Below are 18,066 nucleotides of genomic sequence, written 5' to 3' on the forward strand. Positions count from 1 at the left end.
CAGCCAGAGGGCGCAGACATCGGCACGCAACCGGCCGGCAGAGCACAGTAACGCAGAGTAATCGGGCGGATGGATTTTTTGCGGACAGAGCGCAGCCTGGCGTAGGGCGAGCTTCGCCGGCTTTATTCGCGCTTCTGACTAAATTGCGGGCGCGTTTGTCTGCTATTCAGGCAATTGCGGCAAACGATTTTCAAACCCATCTGAATTCGGTCATTTTCCTTGACCTCACAGGAATTATCGCCTTCGATGCTGTTCGTGAATGGGAGGCGGCGCGTCGACTGCGATGCGGAGTTCCGGAAATGGGCCGGAACGAAAAGCTGCGTTCACGCGGGAAAAAAAGATCAGGTTTGCCTGAAAACAGAAAAGGGTCTGTGGGTCATGAAACACATTGCAATCGGCATCCTTGGAGCCGCCGCGCTTGGAGCCGTGGCTTCAACGGCTTCAGCCACCACGCTCGACACGGTCAAGCAGAAGGGCTTCATCCAGTGCGGCGTCTCGACGGGTCTGGCCGGCTTCTCCGCGCCGGACGACAAGGGTGACTGGCAAGGCATCGATGCCGATTTCTGCCGCGCCGTGGCGGCCGCCGTCTTCGGTGACGGCTCCAAGGTCAAGTTCACGCCGCTCAGCGCCAAGGAGCGCTTCACCGCGCTGCAGTCGGGCGAGATCGACATCCTGTCGCGCAACACCACCTGGACCATTAACCGCGACACGGCACTTGGCCTGAACTTCATCGGCACCACCTACTATGACGGCCAGGGCTTCATGATCAACGCCAAGAAGCTGCCGGGCGTCAATTCGGCGCTTCAGCTGTCCGGCGCCGCCGTCTGCGTGCAGAGCGGCACCACCACCGAGCTCAACCTCGCCGACTACTTTAAGGCGAACAAGATGGAGTACAATCCGGTCGTTTTCGAGAAGCTCGAAGAGGTCAACGCAGCCTATGACGCCGGCCGCTGCGACGTCTACACCACAGACCAGTCGGGCCTTTACGGCATCCGCCTGACGCTGGGTGCGCCGGCCGATCACGTCGTGCTGCCGGAGATCATCTCCAAGGAGCCGCTCGGACCGGCGGTGCGCCAGGGCGACGACCAGTGGTACCATATCGTCAAGTGGACCTATTTCGCGCTGCTCGACGCCGAGGAACTCGGCATCACCAAGGCCAATGTCGACGAGATGAAGAACTCGGCCAGCCCTGAGATCAAGCGCGTGCTTGGCCAGGAAGCCGACACCAAGATCGGCACCGATCTCGGCGTCTCCAACGACTGGGTCGTCAACATCGTCAAGGCGGTCGGCAATTACGGCGAAATGTTCGATCGCAATGTCGGCTCGGGCAGCCCGCTGAAGATCGCCCGCGGCATCAACGCGCTGTGGACCAAGGGCGGCCTGCAATACGCTCCGCCGATCCGCTGATCGAAATGTGATCCGGAAGGCAGATGGTTCTGCCTTCCGGTTTCTCTTTCACAGGGGACGGTGATATGGCATCGCAGGAAGTCCTTCGCGAGGACACAAGTCGCGGCTCCTTTATCAACGACCCGAAAGTCCGCAGTCTCTTCTTCCAGACACTGGTCGTCGTCGTTCTGTTCGGCTCTGTCTGGTGGATCGTGCAGAACGTCATCGACAATCTGCAGCGTCTTCACATCGCCTCCGGTTTCGGCTTTCTCAGGGGCCGCGCCGGATTCGACATCTCGGACACGCCGATCGCCTACACGTCCGATTCGACCTACGGTCGCGCCATCATTGTCGGCCTGATCAACACCATCATCGTCGCCGTGGCCGGCATCGTCACCGCGACCATTATCGGCTTCGTCATCGGCATCGGCCGGCTGTCGCAGAATTGGCTGATCCGCAAGATCTGCACGGTCTATGTCGAGATCTTCCGCAACATCCCGCCGCTGCTGGTCATCTTCTTCTGGTATTCGGGCGTGCTGGCCGTGTTGCCGCCGCCGCGCGAGAGCTATAACCTGCCTTTCGGTTCCTTCCTCAACCAGCGCGGTTTCTATTTCCCGCGCGCCGTCTGGGGCGAGGGCTCATGGCTGATCTTCGTGGCGCTCATCGTGGGTATCGCCATGGCCTGGTTCGTCGCCCGCAAGGCGCGCCAGCGGCAGATGGCGACGGGTCAGCAGTTTCCCGTGTTCTGGACGTCCGTCGCGCTGATCGTCGGCCTGCCGCTGCTCGCCTATGCGCTGAGCGGCTTTCCGCTGAGCTTCGATTTTCCGAAACAATCGACCTTCAACCTGACCGGCGGCTTCCAGGTCAAGCCGGAGTTCCTGTCGCTCTATCTGGCGCTGTCCTGCTACACGGCGGCCTTCATCGCCGAGATCGTGCGGGCCGGCATCAGGGGTGTCAGCAAGGGCCAGACCGAGGCCGCCGCCGCACTTGGCCTGCGCTCGGGATCGATCCTGCGGCTGGTCGTGGTGCCGCAGGCCATGCGCATCGTCATCCCGCCGTTGACCAGCCAGTATCTCAACCTGACCAAGAACTCTTCGCTGGCCATCGCCATCGGCTATCCGGACCTGACGGCGACCGCCGGCACGGTGCTCAACCAGACCGGCCAGGCGGTCGAGGGCGTGCTGATCATGATGATCGCCTATCTCATACTCAGCCTGGTGACCTCGGCCGTGATGAACGTGGTCAATGCCAGAATGGCGTTGGTGGAAAGGTAGGGCCATGCAGGAACACGACATGTCCTGGGTGCGCACCGAAATGGCCCTGGCGGAGGCGGCGCCGATCAGCGAGCGTGGCCTGTATGCCTGGGTCCGCAAGAACCTCGTCGGTTCGGTCGGCGACACCATCCTCACCATACTCGGCATCATCATCGTCGCCTGGGTCCTGCCGCAGGTCATCAACTGGGCCTTCATCAATGCCCAGTGGACCGGGCCGGACCGGACCGTCTGCGCGACAGTGGCGCAGGGCGGCATCCAGCCCGATGGCTGGAGCGGCGCCTGCTGGGCCTTCGTCAACGCCAAGTTCGGCCAGTTCATGTTCGGCACCTATCCGGTCGAGGAGCGCTGGCGGCCGATCCTGGTCGCCATCCTGTTCGCGGCGCTGCTGGTACCGATGCTGGTCCCCAGCGTGCCGCGCAAGGGCCTGAACGCCATCCTGCTTTTCCTCGTGCTGCCGATCGTCGCCTTCTTCCTTCTGGTCGGCGGCGTGTTCGGCCTGCCGCATGTCGAGACGTCGCGGTGGGGCGGACTGCTGATCACGCTCAGCCTCTCCTTCGTCGGCATCGCCGTGTCGCTGCCGCTGGGCACCGTGCTGGCGCTCGGCCGGCGCTCCAAGATGCCGATCGTCAAGATGCTGTGCATCATCTTCATTGAAGCTGTGCGCGGTATCCCGCTGATCACAGTGCTGTTCTTCGTCAGCGTCATGCTGCCGCTTTTCCTGCCCGCCGGCGTCACCTTCGACAAGTACCTGAGGGCTCTGATCGGCGTGTCGCTGTTTGCCGCCGCCTATATGGCGGAAGTGGTGCGCGGCGGCCTGCAGGCGATCCCCAAGGGCCAATACGAGGGCGCCGATTCGCTCGGCCTCGGCTATTGGCAGAAGATGGGACTGATCGTGCTGCCGCAGGCGCTGAAGCTGGTCATTCCCGGCATCGTCAACACGTTCATCGGCATGTTCAAGGACACCAGCCTGGTCCTCATCATTTCGATGTTCGACCTGCTCGGCGTCGTCAAGCAGAACTTCTCGGACGCCAACTGGGCGACGCCGCAGACCGCGAAATCCGGTCTCGTGTTCGCCGCCTTCGTGTTTTGGCTGTTCTGCTTCGGCATGTCGCGCTATTCAATGTATACGGAACGCCGGCTCGACACCGGTTACAAACGATAAAAAGGGGATTGGTTCATGGCCACCGAAAACGCCGTCAGCGCGGAAGAGATCAAGGTCAATGCCGCGAAGATGCACATCTCGACCACCGATGTCGCCATCGACATCATCGCCATGCACAAATGGTATGGCGAGTTCCATGTGCTGAAGGACATCAACCTCAAGGTGATGCGCGGCGAGCGCATCGTCATCTGCGGCCCGTCCGGCTCCGGCAAGTCCACCATGATCCGCTGCATCAACCGGCTCGAAGAACACCAGAAGGGCAAGATCTTCGTCGACGGCAAGGAATTGACCAACGATCTCAAGAAGATCGACGAGGTGCGCCGAGAGGTCGGCATGGTGTTCCAGCACTTCAACCTGTTCCCCCACCTGACCATCCTGGAGAACTGCACGCTGGCGCCGATCTGGGTCCGCAAGACCCCGAAGAAACAGGCCGAGGAGATGGCCATGCATTTCCTCAAGCGCGTCAAGATCCCCGAGCAGGCCAACAAATATCCGGGCCAGCTCTCCGGCGGTCAGCAGCAGCGCGTGGCGATCGCCCGTTCGCTGTGCATGAACCCGCGCATCATGCTGTTCGATGAGCCGACCTCGGCACTCGACCCGGAAATGATCAAGGAAGTGCTGGAGACCATGGTTAGCCTTGCCGAGGAAGGCATGACCATGCTGTGCGTCACCCACGAAATGGGCTTCGCGCGGAAAGTCGCCAACCGGGTGATCTTCATGGATCAGGGCCAGATCGTCGAGCAGAACACGCCGGCCGAGTTCTTCGATCACCCGCGCCACGAGCGCACGAAGCTGTTCCTGTCGCAGATATTGCACTGAGCGCTGCCTCGTCGAAATGGAAGGAGCCCGGCCGCGCCACGGTCGGGCTTTTTCACATTTGGCCGATCGGATCGTTTCGATTGAGACATGATGGAATCGCAAGAACTATGCCCGGATGAGAAAACGCCTTCGTTTCCTGGCCGTGCTGGTGGCCGCGGTGGTGCTGGTCGCGGCACTCGGCACGCTGGTGCCACGACCACTCTGGCCGGCTGCCGCGGCCGGCGAGGGCGTCAGGCACATTCTGGTGCTGAGCAATCCGATCCACACCGACATCGCCATTCCCGTCGATGATGGCGTGCGCCGGCGTTTTCGCTTCCTCGCGGCTGCCGGCCAGCCTTCCGATGCGCCCGAGGTGCGCTACATCGTCTTCGGCTGGGGCGGCCGCGCCTTCTACCTGGAGACGCCGACCTGGTCGCAGCTGAAGGCGATGCCCGTATTCAAGGCCCTGACGCTTGACGCTTCAGTGATGCATGTCGAGGTCGCCGGCGATATCTCCGGACCCGATGTCGCCGGCTTCGACATCCCGGAAGACCGCTTTGCGGCATTGCTCGACTTCATCGATGCGAGTTTTCAGCAAGGACCAGGCGGGCCGATCGTCATCGCCAGGGCCGCCTATTCCGATTTCGACCGCTTCTATGAGGCGAACGGCCATTTCAATGCGCTGGCCGGCTGCAACACCTGGACGGCCGCCGCCTTGCGAACCGCCGGCCTGCGGACCGGTTGGTGGAACCCGCTGCCGGTCTCGCTTGGGTGGTCGTTGAAGCTGTATAATGGTAGGTAGCGCAGATAACGCCAACGCCTCGTTCGAGTTCTAGGCCCGCCACCCATAAAGCCAGTCCAAATCCGCGGCGAGCTTCTCCGGCGCCCGCATTTTCAGGAAAAGGTTGCGCGCCAACGCCACCGGACCCCAGGCATGCCAGGCAAGGCGGTTGAGGGCGCCGCGACGTGCCACTCTCACGACGCGCGGCCGGCGCAGGCCTTCCCAGATTTGAAGACTTCCGGCCAGGTCGGCAGGGGAGGCGGCCATGACGTCGGCAAGCGTGGCGGCATCCTCGATGGCCATCGCGGCGCCCTGTGCCGCGAACGGCGTCATGGCATGCGCCGCGTCGCCGACCAGCGCGATGCGGCCCGACCTTACCCATGGCTGCTTCTGATCGACCGTATGGATCGGCCAGGCCGCCCACGGGCCGGCCAACTCCGCAAGCCTTGCCAGCGCCGGCGCGGTGCGGCGCATGGCGCCGGCCAGGATTGCGGGATCGGCATGGCCGGACCAGCCTTCGGCGATACGCTCGCCCCTGGTGAAAGCGACGAGATTGATGGCGCTGCCCTTGCTGACGGGATAGGCGACCATGTGAAAGCCGGGATGCAGGAAGGTGGTGACGCAGTCCGGCGCACCGATCTCTGCAAAAGCTTGCCCGGCAGGACTGTCTGCGCTGACGGTTGCCCGCCAGGCCAGTTCGCCGGAGAAGTGGCTTTTCGCAAGCCTGGTTTTCCTTCCTTGGTCGGCAAGTCCGCGCATCGACGACCAGACGCCATCGGCGCCGACCAGAAGGAAACCTTCCGCCGCGACGAGCCTGCCACCCACATCGGCTGCCGCGGTGACGCCTGAACTGCTGATCGTGACGCTGCCAAGGCGCGCACCAGTAGTGAGATGAACATCGGGCATGGCAGCCACGCGCGCCATCAGCGCGTTTTGCAGGTCCGCTCGATGCGCCACGAGGTAGGGCGCACCCCAGCGCGCCTCGCCGGCTCGTCCAAAAGGTACGCGCGCCAGTTCGCCCAAGGTTGCCGCATCCTTCAGCACCACGGCTTCCGGCCTGACGGCATTGGGAAGAAGTGCGTCGAGTACGCCGAGCTCACGCAGGATGCGTGTCGCGTTGGGCGAAAGCTGGATGCCGGCGCCCGCCGCTTCTAGGCGCTGCGCCTGTTCGAAGATCCGTACGGGATAGCCCCGCTCGGCGAAAGCCAACGCCGCGGTCAGCCCGGCAATACCCGCCCCGGCGATGATGACTTGCCGGGACTGTGCGTCTGCCATTGGCCGGGCCGCTGGAAGTCAGGCGGCCTGGTCGATGTAGAGGCAGCCGGCCGGCAGCGTTTCCATCGCCGTCAGCTTCGGCGAATAGCGGTAGAGCGTCGAGCAGTAGGGGCAGACCTTCTCATTGTCGTCGCCCATATCGAGAAACACATGCGGATGGTCGAAAGGCGGGTTGGCGCCGGTGCACATGAATTCCTTGACTCCGATATCGATCGCCGGATGGCCCGCATCGTTCTGGAAATGGGGAATGGAACCGCCTGCCATCGTCGTCTCCTTTAGCGCAGTCTGCTCAGCGTTTGGATCATAACCGGCCTGTTTGCAAGTTCGATGAAATGAAACTGTCGCAAAAGCCTGTCAGAGGATAAGTTAAGCCGGTTAACCGGCTGGAGCATCGCGGCCAGGCGCAACAGCCTGGGCGCCGCCCGAAAGCGGCGAAGCAACCAGACGTGGGAAGAGCAGGAACCATGAACGAACTGAAGCCGGTCCAGAGCGAGTTCATCAATGCGGAAGCGGCAAGCCCGGAAGGCAATCCGGATCGTTTCGTCAATCGCGAGTTCTCCTGGTTGCAGTTCAACCGCCGCGTGCTCGAGGAATCGCAGAACACAAACCATCCGCTGCTGGAGAGGGTACGTTTCCTGTCGATCTCCGCGGCCAATCTCGATGAGTTCTTCATGGTGCGCGTCGCCGGCCTGGCCGGCCAGGTTCGCGAAGGCATCGTGTTGAGAAGTCCGGACGGGCGTACCCCCGAACAGCAGCTCGAACAGCTGCTGCGCGAGGTCGAACGGTTGCAGGAAGACCAGCAGAAAAGCCTTTCGGCGCTGACCGTGCTGCTCAACAAGGAAGGCATCGAGAGCATCACCCGCGACGCGCTGACCAAGGACGAGAAGGCCTGGCTGGAGGAGCACTTCCAGGACCAGGTGTTTCCTGTTCTCACGCCATTGTCGATCGACCCGGCGCATCCGTTCCCGTTTATCCCCAATCTCGGCTTCTCGATGGCGCTGCAGCTTCGCCATCGCAAGAACGGCGAGGAGATGAGCGCGCTCTTGCGCCTGCCGGTGGCGCTGAAGCGTTTCATCCGTTTGCCGGACCGCAAGCACCATGTCCGCTTCATCCCGCTGGAAGAGGCGGTCGGCCTTTACATCGGCAAGTTGTTCCCGGGTTACGAGGTCAAGGGCTCCGGCACGTTCCGCATCATTCGCGACAGCGACATCGAGGTCGAGGAGGAATCGGAAGATCTCGTGCGCCTGTTCGAGACCGCGCTAAAGCGCCGCCGCCGCGGCTCCGTCATTCGCATCGAGTTCGACATGCTCATGCCGGCCGAACTGCGCGAATTCGTCGCCGGCGAACTCGGCGTTTCGTCGAGCCGCATCAGCGTCCTGACCGGCCCGCTGGCGCTCAGCCAGATTTCGGAGATCGTCGCCGTTGCCCGCGACGACCTCAAATTCACGCCCTACAATCCGCGTTTCCCCGAGCGCATCCGCGAGCATGGCGGCGATTGCTTCGCCGCTATCCGCGAGAAGGACATCATCGTCCACCACCCCTACGAATCCTTCGACGTCGTGGTGCAGTTCCTGCGCCAGGCGATGGCCGACCCGGAAGTGGTGGCGATCAAGCAGACGCTTTACCGCACCTCCAATGACAGCCCGATCGTGCGTGCGCTGGTCGACGCGGCCGAGGCCGGCAAGTCGGTGACCGCGCTGGTCGAGCTCAAGGCGCGCTTCGACGAGGAGGCCAACATCCGCTGGGCGCGCGACCTCGAGCGCGCCGGCGTCCAGGTCGTGTTCGGCTTCCTCGAGCTCAAGACCCACGCCAAGATGTCGCTGGTGGTGCGGCGCGAGGACGGCAAGCTGCGCAATTATGTGCATCTGGGCACCGGCAATTACCATCCGGTGACCGCGCGCATCTACACCGACCTGTCCTTCTTCACCACCGATGCAACGATCGCACGCGATGTCGCCCAGCTTTTCAACTTCATCACCGGCTATGCCGAGCCGACCGCCGAAATGCGGCTGGCGATCTCGCCCTTCACGCTGAGGAACCGTATCCTGCAGCACATCTCCGATGAGGTCGCCCACGCGCTCGAGGGACGGCCGGCACGCATCTGGATGAAGATGAACGCCCTTGTCGATCCGATCATCATCGACGCGCTCTACGACGCCAGCCGAGCGGGCGTCGAGATCGACCTGGTCGTGCGCGGCATATGCTGCCTGCGGCCGCAGGTGCCGGGCCTGTCGGAAAACATCAGGGTCAAGTCGATTGTCGGCCGTTTCCTCGAGCACAGCCGCATCTATTGCTTCGGCAATGGCCACGGCCTGCCGTCGGACGAGGCCGTCGTCTACATCTCCTCGGCCGACCTCATGCCGCGCAACCTCGACCGCCGCGTCGAGACCATGGTGCCGATCACCAACCCAACCGTGCATGAACAGGTGCTGGGCCAGATCATGCTCGGCAACATCATGGACAATCAGCAAAGTTTCGACGTATTGGCTGATGGAACCTCCCGGCGCGTCGTGCTCGAGGAGGGCGAGGAGCCGTTCAACGCACAGGAATATTTCATGACCAATCCGAGCCTGTCGGGACGGGGTGATGCGCTGAAATCGCATGCGCCGAAGCGGATCGCGCAATTCAAGCGCCGCAAGAAGAACGCCGCCGCCTGATGCTGTCCGATTCCCAGGGCCGGCTGCAGGATCGCCGACCGCTGTCCATCATCGACATCGGCTCGAATTCGATCCGCCTTGTCGTATATGAGGGGCTGGCGCGCTCGCCGACCATGCTGTTCAACGAAAAGATGCTGGCGGGCCTCGGCCGCGGCATCGTGTCGACGGGGAAGCTCGACCCCGAGGGCGTGACACGGTCGATGGAGGAGTTCCGCCGCTTCCGCGCGCTCTCCGACCAGGCCGGTGCCGAGCACATGTACGTGCTGGCGACCGCCGCCGCGCGCGAGGCCGTCAACGGCCCCGATTTCATCCACCGCGCCGAAGACGTGCTCAAGACCGAGATCCGCGTGATCAGCGGCCGCGAGGAAGCCTATTATTCCGCGCTCGGCGTCATCTGCGGCTTTCATCCGGCCAACGGTATCGCGGGTGACCTCGGCGGCGGCAGCCTTGAACTGGTCGACGTCAACGGCGAAGCGATCGGCGACGGCATAACGTTGCCGCTGGGCGGCCTGCGCCTGCAGGACATGGCCAAGAATTCCCTCACGCAGGCGGCGAAAATCGTGCGCGACGAGCTGGGGCGGGCGAAGCTTCTGAAAGGCGGGCAAGGCAGGCCTTTCTATGCCGTTGGCGGCACCTGGCGAAATCTCGCCCGGCTGCACATGGAGATGACCAACTATCCGCTTGGCGTCATGCACCACTACGAGATCGGCGTCGAAAGTGCCGCCAATTTCCTGCGGCAAGTGGCGAAAGGCGAGATCGAGAAGATCAAAGGCATCGAGGGTGTTTCGAAGAACCGCCGCTCGCTCCTGCCTTACGGTGCCATCGTGCTGCAGGAGATCATGGCGGCGATGCAGCCGTCGAAGATCATCGTCTCGGCGCTCGGCGTGCGCGAAGGCTTCCTCTATTCCCTGCTCGACCAGGCCGAGCAGAAGGCCGATCCCCTGATCTCGGCATCGGAGGAACTCGCCCGGCTGCGCTCGCGCTCGGTCACCCATGCGCATGAACTCGTCGACTGGACGGCCAAGACCTTTGCCGCTTTCGGCATCGACGAGACCGAGGACGAGGCGCGCTACCGCCACGCGGCGGCATTGCTGGCCGACATCGGTTGGCGCGCGCATCCCGAATATCGCGGCAAGCAATCGCTCAACATCATCGCCCACGCCTCCTTTTTCGGCGTGGACCACCCTGGCCGCGCCTATCTGGCGATGGCCAATGCCTATCGGCACGACGGCATCTTCAACGAAGCCATCGCGCCCGAGATCAAGGCGCTGGCGACACCGCGCTATCTGGAGCGGGCGCGGGTGCTGGCGGCATCGATGCGCGTCGTCTACCTGCTGACCGCCTCGATGCCCGGCGTCATGCCGAGACTGAAATGGGAGCAGCGCGGCAATGGCGTGCTGGCGCTGGTCTTGCCGGCATCGCTGGCAGATCTCTATGGCGAGCGCCCGGCCGGGCGCCTGGCGCAACTGGCGCGAATTACCGGCCGCCGCCTGGTACTGGCGGTCGAGGGTGGGCCGAGCGTTTCGGTGAAATAGGTACGGCCTACCAGAGCGTGAGTTATCTGATCCACGCCGATATTGACCAACTCAATCGCGCCACTTGTTCAGCGGCTTCGTGTTTGAAGACCGGCTTCCCCCACTCCGTCTTGGCTTCGCCAAGCCACCTCTCGCCCGTCGATCGGGGGAGAGGTGTCGAGCGCAGCTCGACGGAGTGGGGGTCGACTTGACACGGGCGTTGGCTTGGCTCGGGCATTGAGAGTCCAACCCGGGGCATTTGTCTGGTTGGTTCCGGGCCTGCCCTTGGATTTAGGCGATATCAAACAGCAGCCCGCCCGTCGACCGACCAGGCGCCGGCGCCGGCCATGGCGAGCGCCAGAAAGCCGCCCGATATCGCGATGTCCTTCATCAGCATCTGCTGGTGCAAGAAGGCAAGCGTCGCATCATCGGCGCCCTGGCCGTAATGGCCGATGAAGCCGGCAACGATGCAGAAGGCGGCCAAAAGCAGAGCCACGATCCGGGTCTGGAAGCCGATGAGTATCAGCAGTCCGGCGATCAGCTCGAACAGGCCCGTGCCCCACGCGGCGAGCCCCGGGAGCGGCAGGCCAAGGCCGGCGAAATAGCCCGATGTGCCGGCAATGTCGGCGAGCGCATGGAAGCCTGACGGTACGAACAGCGCGGCAAGCAGCAGCCGCGAAGCCAGAAGCAGTGCGTTGCGAGGCATGGTCACCTCCGTTGTCGGTTGGCCGGTTTGGGCCTTTACCCACCCCGGACCGATCGATCCTACCACCAATGCCCCGGCAAATCCGGGCGCTGAATTGAGGCTTCTGGACCGACAACGAAACAGTGGCGCGGAAAATTCCGCGCCACTGCTGTCAAAGACGGGGGAGGGAAGTTCAGCCGCGCTTGGCGTCGACCGAATAGGCGCCGGCGCCTGAGGAAGCCAGCACGAGGAAGCCGCCGGTGATCGCCAGGTTCTTCATGAAGTTGATCATCTGCATCTGGTCGGCCCAGCCGGTGTGGGCGACCAGGGCCGTGGCGACGGTGAAGATCGCCAGCACCCAGGCGGCAATCCGGGTCTGGAAGCCGACGAGAATGGCCAGACCGCCGAGCAGTTCGATGAGGCCGACGACGATGGCCGTCACGGTCGGCAAGGGCAGGCCGAGGCCGCCGAAATAGGCCGCGGTGCCGGAAAGGGCGCTGAGCTTGCCGAAACCGGAAAGCAGGAAAATGACCGCGAGCAGGATGCGGCCGAGCAGGATCGTGACAGAACTGTTGGACGCGGTGCCGGCGCCGGCGAAGGAAGTGTTGGTGGACATGGTGGCTCTCCGAATGGGGTTGATCGCCCGTCAGATAGACCATGCTGACTGTTCACCAAAGCCGCCTGTCTGGCGACACATTGTTCACAGGACATACGTTTCCGTGAACCGGTGAAAAACGGAAATTCGTGCCGGTCGATGCGGTGGCGGGAGGATATTCTCCCGCCGAAAAAGTGCCTTCAGCCAGGATGGGTCATATCTTCCGGCCGCACGATCCGATCGTAATCGGCTTCGCTGACCAGCCCGGTGGCCAGCGCTTCCTCGCGCAGCGTGGTACCGTTCTTGTGCGCGGTCTTGGCGATCTTGGCAGCGTTGTCGTAGCCGATGGTGGGCGCAAGCGCCGTCACCAGCATCAGCGAGCGGTCGAGGGCCGCCTTGATGTTGTCTTCGCGCGCCTCGATGCCGACGACGCAATTGTCGGTGAAGGAGACCGAAGCGTCGGCGAGCAACTGCACCGACTGCAGGAAGTTGTAGGCCATCAGCGGGTTATAAACGTTGAGCTCGAAATGGCCCTGGCTGCCGGCGAAGGTGAGGGCTGCATTGTTACCGAACACCTGCACGCAGACCTGGGTCATCGCTTCGCACTGCGTCGGGTTGACCTTGCCCGGCATGATCGAGGAACCCGGCTCGTTTTCCGGCAACGACAGCTCGCCAAGTCCCGAGCGGGGCCCTGAACCGAGGAAGCGGATGTCGTTGGCGATCTTGAACAGCGCGGCGGCAGCGGCGTTGATGGCACCGTGCGAGAATACCATGGAATCATGGGCGGCGAGCGCCTCGAACTTGTTCGGCGCTGTGACGAAGGCGATGCCGGTGATGGCGGCGATGCGGTCGGCCACCCGCTCGGCGAAGCCGACGGGCGCGTTGAGGCCGGTGCCGACGGCGGTGCCGCCCTGCGCCAGTTCCTGCAGGCCGGGCAACGTCAGCTCGATGCGCTTGATCGACGAAGCGACCTGCGCGGCGTAGCCCGAGAATTCCTGGCCCAGCGTAAGCGGGGTGGCGTCTTGCGTGTGGGTGCGGCCGATCTTGATGATATGGTTGAACTCTCTGCTCTTGGCGGCAAGCGCCTTATGCAGGTGCTTCAGCGCCGGCAACAGGTCATGCACGATGCGTTCGGCGCAGGCGATGTGCATGGCGGTCGGGTAGGTGTCGTTCGACGACTGGCTCATATTGACGTGGTCGTTCGGGTGCACCGGCTTCTTGGAGCCCATGACGCCGCCCAGCATCTCGATCGCCCGGTTGGAGATCACCTCGTTGGCGTTCATGTTGGATTGCGTACCCGAGCCGGTCTGCCAGACCACCAGCGGGAAATGGTCGTTGAGCTTGCCGTCGATGACTTCTTGAGACGCTTCGACGATCGCCTTGCCGATCGCCGGATCGAGCCGCTTCAGCTCCATATTGGCTTCCGCCGCCGCCCGCTTGACGATGCCGAGCGCGCGCACGACGGATGCCGGCTGCTTTTCCCAACCGATCTTGAAATTGCCGAGCGAACGCTGCGCCTGCGCGCCCCAATAACGGTCGGCGGCGACCTCGATGGGACCGAACGTATCGGTTTCGGTTCTGGTCTTGGCAGCGCTCACGGCAAGTCTCCGGTCTGTCGATTTGGGCAACGGCGTATCGCGTTGCACAAAACGCATCAAGCGGAGATTGCGGGCGATGAAGATGCAAATCGGTTGAAGACGGAGCCAATCTCCCCGCTCGTGGGGAGATCGGCTGTCCCACTCATCCTGCCGTGTACCCGCCATCCACCGCGAAAATCCCGCCGCTGGTCCATGCCGCCTCGTCGCTGGCGAGATAGACCGCGATGCCGGCGAGGTCCTCAGGGCGGCCGATGCGGCCAAGCGGGTAGCTGCGCCGGACATAGGCCTCGAGCTCAACCTTTGCCTGCGCCGGCAGATTGTCGATGGTCCTGCGCCGCATGGCGGTGTCGACCGTGCCGGGCGCAATGGCGTTGACCCTGATGCCACGCGGACCGAGCTCGAAGGCGAGTGACTTGGTCAGCGAATTCAGTGCGCCCTTCGACAGGGAATAGAGGCTCGACGGCCGGTTGGGGATCATCTTACTGGCGAAGTAGGAGGAGATGTTGATCACCGATGCGCCGACCGGGAGATGCGGCAACAGCCCTTGCGTGAGGAAGAACGTGGCCGCCACATTGAGCGCGAAGGATTGCTGGAATTGGTCAATGCTGACAGTCTCGAACGGCACGAGATAGGCGACACCGGCATTGTTGACGAGGATGTCGAGCGGCCGGCCGGATTCTTTCACAAGCTCGACAGCCGCCGCGACGCCGGGGCTGGTGGCGAGGTCGGCCGACAGCGTTTCGACGGCACCGTTCGGATGGGAAGCCGTGAGTGTTTCGCGGGCCGCCTCGAGTTTTCCGATGTCGCGCCCGATGATCAGGACCTCGGCACCCTCACGCAAGAAGGCGTCCGCTATGGCAAGGCCGATGCCGTCCGAACCGCCGGTCACCAGCGCGCGTTTGCCGGAAAGTCTCATTGAACGCTCCAAGCCTGTTTGGTGACGAGAGCACCGCATATCGGCGGTCGAGGTCAAGCCGGCTGCCTATCCCATGGTATGAACTTCGGCTGCGGCCGGCGTCGGGGTCAACTGCCGGCGCTTGCATTCGCGAACTGGGCAGGGAGCAAGCGGGAATTTACGCCCCGCCTCGATGCCGGGGAGGTATAGCGGATCAGACGCCGCTTCCGCGCGGACTGGAGATCAGCAACAAAGCCGCGAGCGCGATGTCGCCGACAGGCGCATGGTTTCGGTTGGTCTGGCCAGGTCATGTCGGACGGCGTACGAAAAGGCCTGCCATGCAGGTGAGGCGGCAAGCGCGGTTTCATGCTGGGCCTGCGCTTCTTCGCCATCAAAACCCATCACACTGATGAAAACATTCTCACTCGCTCGCACCGGCAGGCGTGGAAAGCTGTTTTCCGCATGCTCCGTGACGAAAGCGGCGAGCAGCCGCGCACCGGGTGACGCCGTCATCGGCGCGACTTCGGGCTCGAAGCGGCTGGCGAACGCGGCCTCTGCGCCCGGCCGCAAATGATAAATCCGAATCACGACCATCCCTGACAGCGGCGTGCTTCTGCCTGGCTTTTCGTCGGCAGCCAAGCCCGCGCGCAATGCGCCGGAGAGATCGAAGCCAGCCCCGGTCCACGCAGGTTTGAGCAGCAGCACATCGTCGGAATCGATCATCGTGGCGTTGGCGGCATTGCGGTGCGCTGCCCATACCGTCATAGAAGGCGCTCAGGGCACGTTTGCGCGCCTCCATGTCCTCGAAACCGCGCAGCCAGACGAACATGTCGGGGCGATCGAGGTCCCTGAATTGGCCGATGATGGTCATCCCGGCCTCTTCCTGGCCTTCGATCAGCTTGCCGTCAAAGAGGTCGATAAGGGTATCGCGTTTGCCAGGTTTCAGCGTGTACTGCCGCAGTTCGACGACCGGGGAGGCGAGCGCTGCTGTCTCCGATGTGGCACTCAGGGGCAGGCTCATAAGCTCGTCTCCAAAAACAGGGTGATCATCCTGTTTTATAAAACAGACCGGTTGTCCTGTTTTGTCAATCTGCTAGCTTCTTTTTCTTCCCTCCTGGAGGGGCACGGTGGAGATTCCCGATGACAGGGCATGCCCAGAAGCGCACCAATGATCCCGAAGGCATGCGCAACAGAGTGCTCGATGCCGCGCAGGAGTCCTTTCAGGTACGCGGCTATCACGCGTCCAGTCTCGGCGATCTGATGGCGGCGGCGGGTGTCAGCGGCGGCGCGTTGCATCATCATTTCCCGACCAAGAAAGCGTTGGCGCTGGCGGTGATCGAAGAGCGTGTGGCCGCGGCGGTCGAAGAGACATGGATGGCGCCTTTGCGGGCGGCCGCTTCGGCGCGCGAAGGCGTGCGTGCAGCCTTCGAAGCCGTGGCGGCGGAACTTGAGCAACAAGGCTTCGTGCGCGGCTGTCCCCTCAACAACCTTGCACATGAACTGTCGTTCGTCGATGCCGAATTGCGCGCCGCCCTTGCCGGCATTTTTGCCGGCTGGCGCCAGGCGATCGCCGACAAGGTCCGGGCTGATCAGCAGGCGGGCAGGGAGCAGGACACCGACCCGCAGCGTTTCGCCGCCCTGGCCGTCGCGGCCTATTCCGGCGCGATGTCGATGGCCAAGACGGCGCAGGATGCCGGCATGTTGCGCGATTGCCTGGCGGGGCTGGAGCAGAATGTCGCCCAAGCTTCGCCCATGGCCGCAACGAGGCGGCGTCGCAGGATATTGCTGCCACCGGGAAACCTTTGATGCCGAGGACGGGAACGATCCCTACAACTCAGTTCCGTTCTGGGGGAGGGCAGCAGCCGTGGACCGGGCGCTGAACTTTACTGCTGACCGGTGTCCGTGCTGAACTTCAACCCATGATGAAGCGCTTCTCACCAAAATCGGTATCACGACGCCGTTTTCTGGCGCGGGCCGCCGGTCTTGCCACGGCCCTTGCGCTTCCACGCCCGGCGCTCGGCCAGACCGGGCAGCGCATTCAGCCTGTCGACGCCACCTTCCTGTTCATCGCCGATGTCCATGCCTGCCGCATGGCCAGCGGCTTGAGTCCCAATTGCCAGCAGGAAGGCAAGACCGACGCTGCCTTGCTGCGCAATGTGGCGGCTCTGAACGGCATTGGCGACAAGACATGGCCCGTCGAGATCGGCGGCGTCCCGACGGGCCTACGCTCCGCCGGCAGCCGAATCGGCACGCCGCTCGGCCTCGTCATCGGCGGCGACATGACCGACGATGGCGGTGGTCAGATCACCCAGCCGAGTGAAGGCACGCAATTGCTGCAATTCAGCCAGCGTTACCAGCAAGGCATGGGGCCTGACCGCGTGCATGTTCCAGTCTATGTCGGGCTCGGCAATCATGACCTCGACCAAAACGGCCCGCGGCATCACGTTGACTGGTACCGGCGCGAAATGCGCGACTATGTCGAAGTCAATCACCGTGCCGGCGTGTTCTTCAAGCCACCGGTTCCAGCCACCGACTACGATGTCGAGACCGACTGCTATGCGTGGGACTGGGGCGGGCTGCATCTCGTCCAGACCCACCGTTTCGCTGGCGACACCGGCCATGGCGCGGACAGCAGCCTGCCCTGGCTGAAGCAGGATCTGGCGACCTATGCGGCGGACGGCCGCCCGGTCATCCTGTTTCAGCATTATGGCTGGGATAATTTTTCGACTGAGCGATGGGATCCCGCCAAAAAGGCGTTCGACGACGACGGCAAGGGGCCGCCGCATTGGTGGAGCGATGCGGACCGTCAGGCACTGCTTGCGGCCCTGAAAGGCTACAACGTGATTGCCATCTTCCATGGCCATCAGCACGAGGTGCCGATGATCTATCAGCGCGACGGCCTTGATCTCTTCAAGCCAAAGGCGGCCTATATGGGGGGGTTCGCACTGGCGCGGGTCACCAATGATGGCATGGATGTCGTGCTGGGCGAAGCCAGCGACGATCACGGCGGGGTCACATTCACCAACGCCTTCAGCAAACCGTTCCAGACATGAAAGCCCGCAGCGGCCTTTTCGTCCCGGACGCTGACTGACGTCGACCTGGCAGTGCGCTCGGGCCTCGGCCTCCGCTACGAGATGCCGCCGATGATGACCGCCGCGATGTAGGGGCCGAAAGAAAACGCCCCTCGCACCTTTTATCGTGCGGGGGGCGTCTTTGCCGTTCGCTTTTCCTTCGATTGCTCTCGTGAATTGCTGACGACAACCATGAAACGTGCTTCGACCGAAATGGCTCCCGGCGCGTCCAGATTTTTTTAGGGCCGCTTTGTTCAGTGCCCGATTGGCGTGAACCGTCGCGGCGGGTGAGCCAAGAATGTCGGTAGCTAATCAAGTTGTCCGGTTTGGTAGCACATGATCTGTCCGCTTCTGTTTTGGCGTCGAAGCGGTTCA

Annotated in this window: 16 protein-coding genes and 1 pseudogene; 9 read left to right on the plus strand and 8 right to left on the minus strand. The window is 63.1% G+C overall.

Annotated features, from left to right (window positions below; all coding sequences use genetic code 11):
• Positions 1–378 precede the first annotated feature (378 nt).
• The 5 genes from FJ979_RS29670 to FJ979_RS29690 all read left to right on the plus strand — a co-directional run bounded on the left by FJ979_RS29670 (position 379) and on the right by FJ979_RS29690 (position 5,422).
• Positions 379–1,407 (plus strand): amino acid ABC transporter substrate-binding protein, encoded by a 1,029-nt coding sequence (locus tag FJ979_RS29670; RefSeq protein ID WP_140494320.1) that lies wholly within the window; start codon positions 379–381, stop codon positions 1,405–1,407.
• A 65-nt stretch (positions 1,408–1,472) separates the two neighbouring features.
• Complete coding sequence (locus FJ979_RS29675; protein ID WP_140494318.1) at positions 1,473–2,660, plus strand: amino acid ABC transporter permease; 1,188 nt, start codon at positions 1,473–1,475, stop codon at positions 2,658–2,660.
• Between the two features lie 4 nt (positions 2,661–2,664).
• A complete protein-coding gene (locus FJ979_RS29680; RefSeq protein ID WP_140565096.1) occupies positions 2,665–3,822 on the plus strand; it encodes an amino acid ABC transporter permease in 1,158 nt (385 codons plus the stop codon).
• Positions 3,823–3,837: 15 nt separating this feature from the next.
• Complete coding sequence (locus FJ979_RS29685; RefSeq protein WP_140494315.1) at positions 3,838–4,641, plus strand: amino acid ABC transporter ATP-binding protein; 804 nt, start codon at positions 3,838–3,840, stop codon at positions 4,639–4,641.
• 115 nt (positions 4,642–4,756) lie between these two features.
• Positions 4,757–5,422 (plus strand): TIGR02117 family protein, encoded by a 666-nt coding sequence (locus FJ979_RS29690; protein WP_140584477.1) that lies wholly within the window; start codon positions 4,757–4,759, stop codon positions 5,420–5,422.
• 30 nt (positions 5,423–5,452) lie between these two features.
• Here the strand turns inward: FJ979_RS29690 and FJ979_RS29695 are convergent, their stop codons facing one another.
• On the minus strand, positions 5,453–6,676 hold the full coding sequence (locus tag FJ979_RS29695) for an FAD-dependent monooxygenase (protein ID WP_140584478.1): 1,224 nt from the start codon (positions 6,674–6,676) through the stop codon (positions 5,453–5,455).
• Positions 6,677–6,694: 18 nt separating this feature from the next.
• Complete coding sequence (locus tag FJ979_RS29700) at positions 6,695–6,940, minus strand: zinc-finger domain-containing protein (protein WP_140494310.1); 246 nt, start codon at positions 6,938–6,940, stop codon at positions 6,695–6,697.
• 200 nt (positions 6,941–7,140) lie between these two features.
• Between FJ979_RS29700 and FJ979_RS29705 the strand changes: the two genes are divergently transcribed.
• Both FJ979_RS29705 and ppx read left to right on the plus strand, forming a co-directional pair.
• Positions 7,141–9,333, plus strand: a complete 2,193-nt coding sequence (locus tag FJ979_RS29705) for an RNA degradosome polyphosphate kinase (protein WP_140494308.1) — start codon at positions 7,141–7,143, stop codon at positions 9,331–9,333.
• On the plus strand, positions 9,333–10,868 hold the full coding sequence (gene ppx, locus FJ979_RS29710; protein ID WP_140515513.1) for an exopolyphosphatase: 1,536 nt from the start codon (positions 9,333–9,335) through the stop codon (positions 10,866–10,868). Before FJ979_RS29705 ends, ppx begins: the two co-directional genes overlap by 1 nt.
• A gap of 280 nt (positions 10,869–11,148) precedes the next feature.
• Here ppx and FJ979_RS29720 read toward each other — a convergent pair whose 3' ends face one another.
• The 6 genes and pseudogenes from FJ979_RS29720 to FJ979_RS33515 all read right to left on the minus strand — a co-directional run.
• Positions 11,149–11,553: a DoxX family protein gene (locus FJ979_RS29720; protein ID WP_140494304.1), complete on the minus strand. Its 405-nt coding sequence runs from the start codon at positions 11,551–11,553 to the stop codon at positions 11,149–11,151.
• 172 nt (positions 11,554–11,725) lie between these two features.
• A complete protein-coding gene (locus tag FJ979_RS29725) occupies positions 11,726–12,148 on the minus strand; it encodes a DoxX family protein (RefSeq protein ID WP_140584479.1) in 423 nt (140 codons plus the stop codon).
• Between the two features lie 179 nt (positions 12,149–12,327).
• On the minus strand, positions 12,328–13,725 hold the full coding sequence (gene fumC / locus FJ979_RS29730) for a class II fumarate hydratase (RefSeq protein WP_140584480.1): 1,398 nt from the start codon (positions 13,723–13,725) through the stop codon (positions 12,328–12,330).
• 142 nt (positions 13,726–13,867) lie between these two features.
• Positions 13,868–14,641, minus strand: coding sequence for an SDR family oxidoreductase (locus FJ979_RS29735; RefSeq protein ID WP_140584481.1), 774 nt, complete (start codon positions 14,639–14,641; stop codon positions 13,868–13,870).
• A 222-nt stretch (positions 14,642–14,863) separates the two neighbouring features.
• Positions 14,864–15,343 carry a hypothetical protein gene (locus tag FJ979_RS33510; RefSeq protein WP_348640430.1) on the minus strand — a complete coding sequence of 160 codons (480 nt, stop codon included), beginning with the start codon at positions 15,341–15,343 and terminating at the stop codon, positions 14,864–14,866.
• A 103-nt stretch (positions 15,344–15,446) separates the two neighbouring features.
• Positions 15,447–15,641, minus strand: a pseudogene (locus FJ979_RS33515) (NIPSNAP family protein); the annotation flags it as partial.
• Between the two features lie 119 nt (positions 15,642–15,760).
• On the opposite strand from FJ979_RS33515, the gene FJ979_RS29745 reads away from it, so the two are divergent.
• Together FJ979_RS29745 and FJ979_RS29750 are read left to right on the plus strand one after the other, a co-directional pair.
• The gene (locus FJ979_RS29745; RefSeq protein WP_140584482.1) at positions 15,761–16,426 is read left to right on the plus strand and encodes a TetR/AcrR family transcriptional regulator; all 666 of its coding nucleotides are present in this window, start codon (positions 15,761–15,763) and stop codon (positions 16,424–16,426) included.
• Between the two features lie 113 nt (positions 16,427–16,539).
• Entirely contained in the window at positions 16,540–17,673 is a 1,134-nt protein-coding gene (locus FJ979_RS29750; RefSeq protein WP_140494294.1) for a metallophosphoesterase, read from the plus strand.
• Positions 17,674–18,066 lie beyond the last annotated feature (393 nt).

The organism is Mesorhizobium sp. B1-1-6, from assembly GCF_006443035.1.
In the GTDB taxonomy this organism is placed as follows: domain Bacteria; phylum Pseudomonadota; class Alphaproteobacteria; order Rhizobiales; family Rhizobiaceae; genus Mesorhizobium.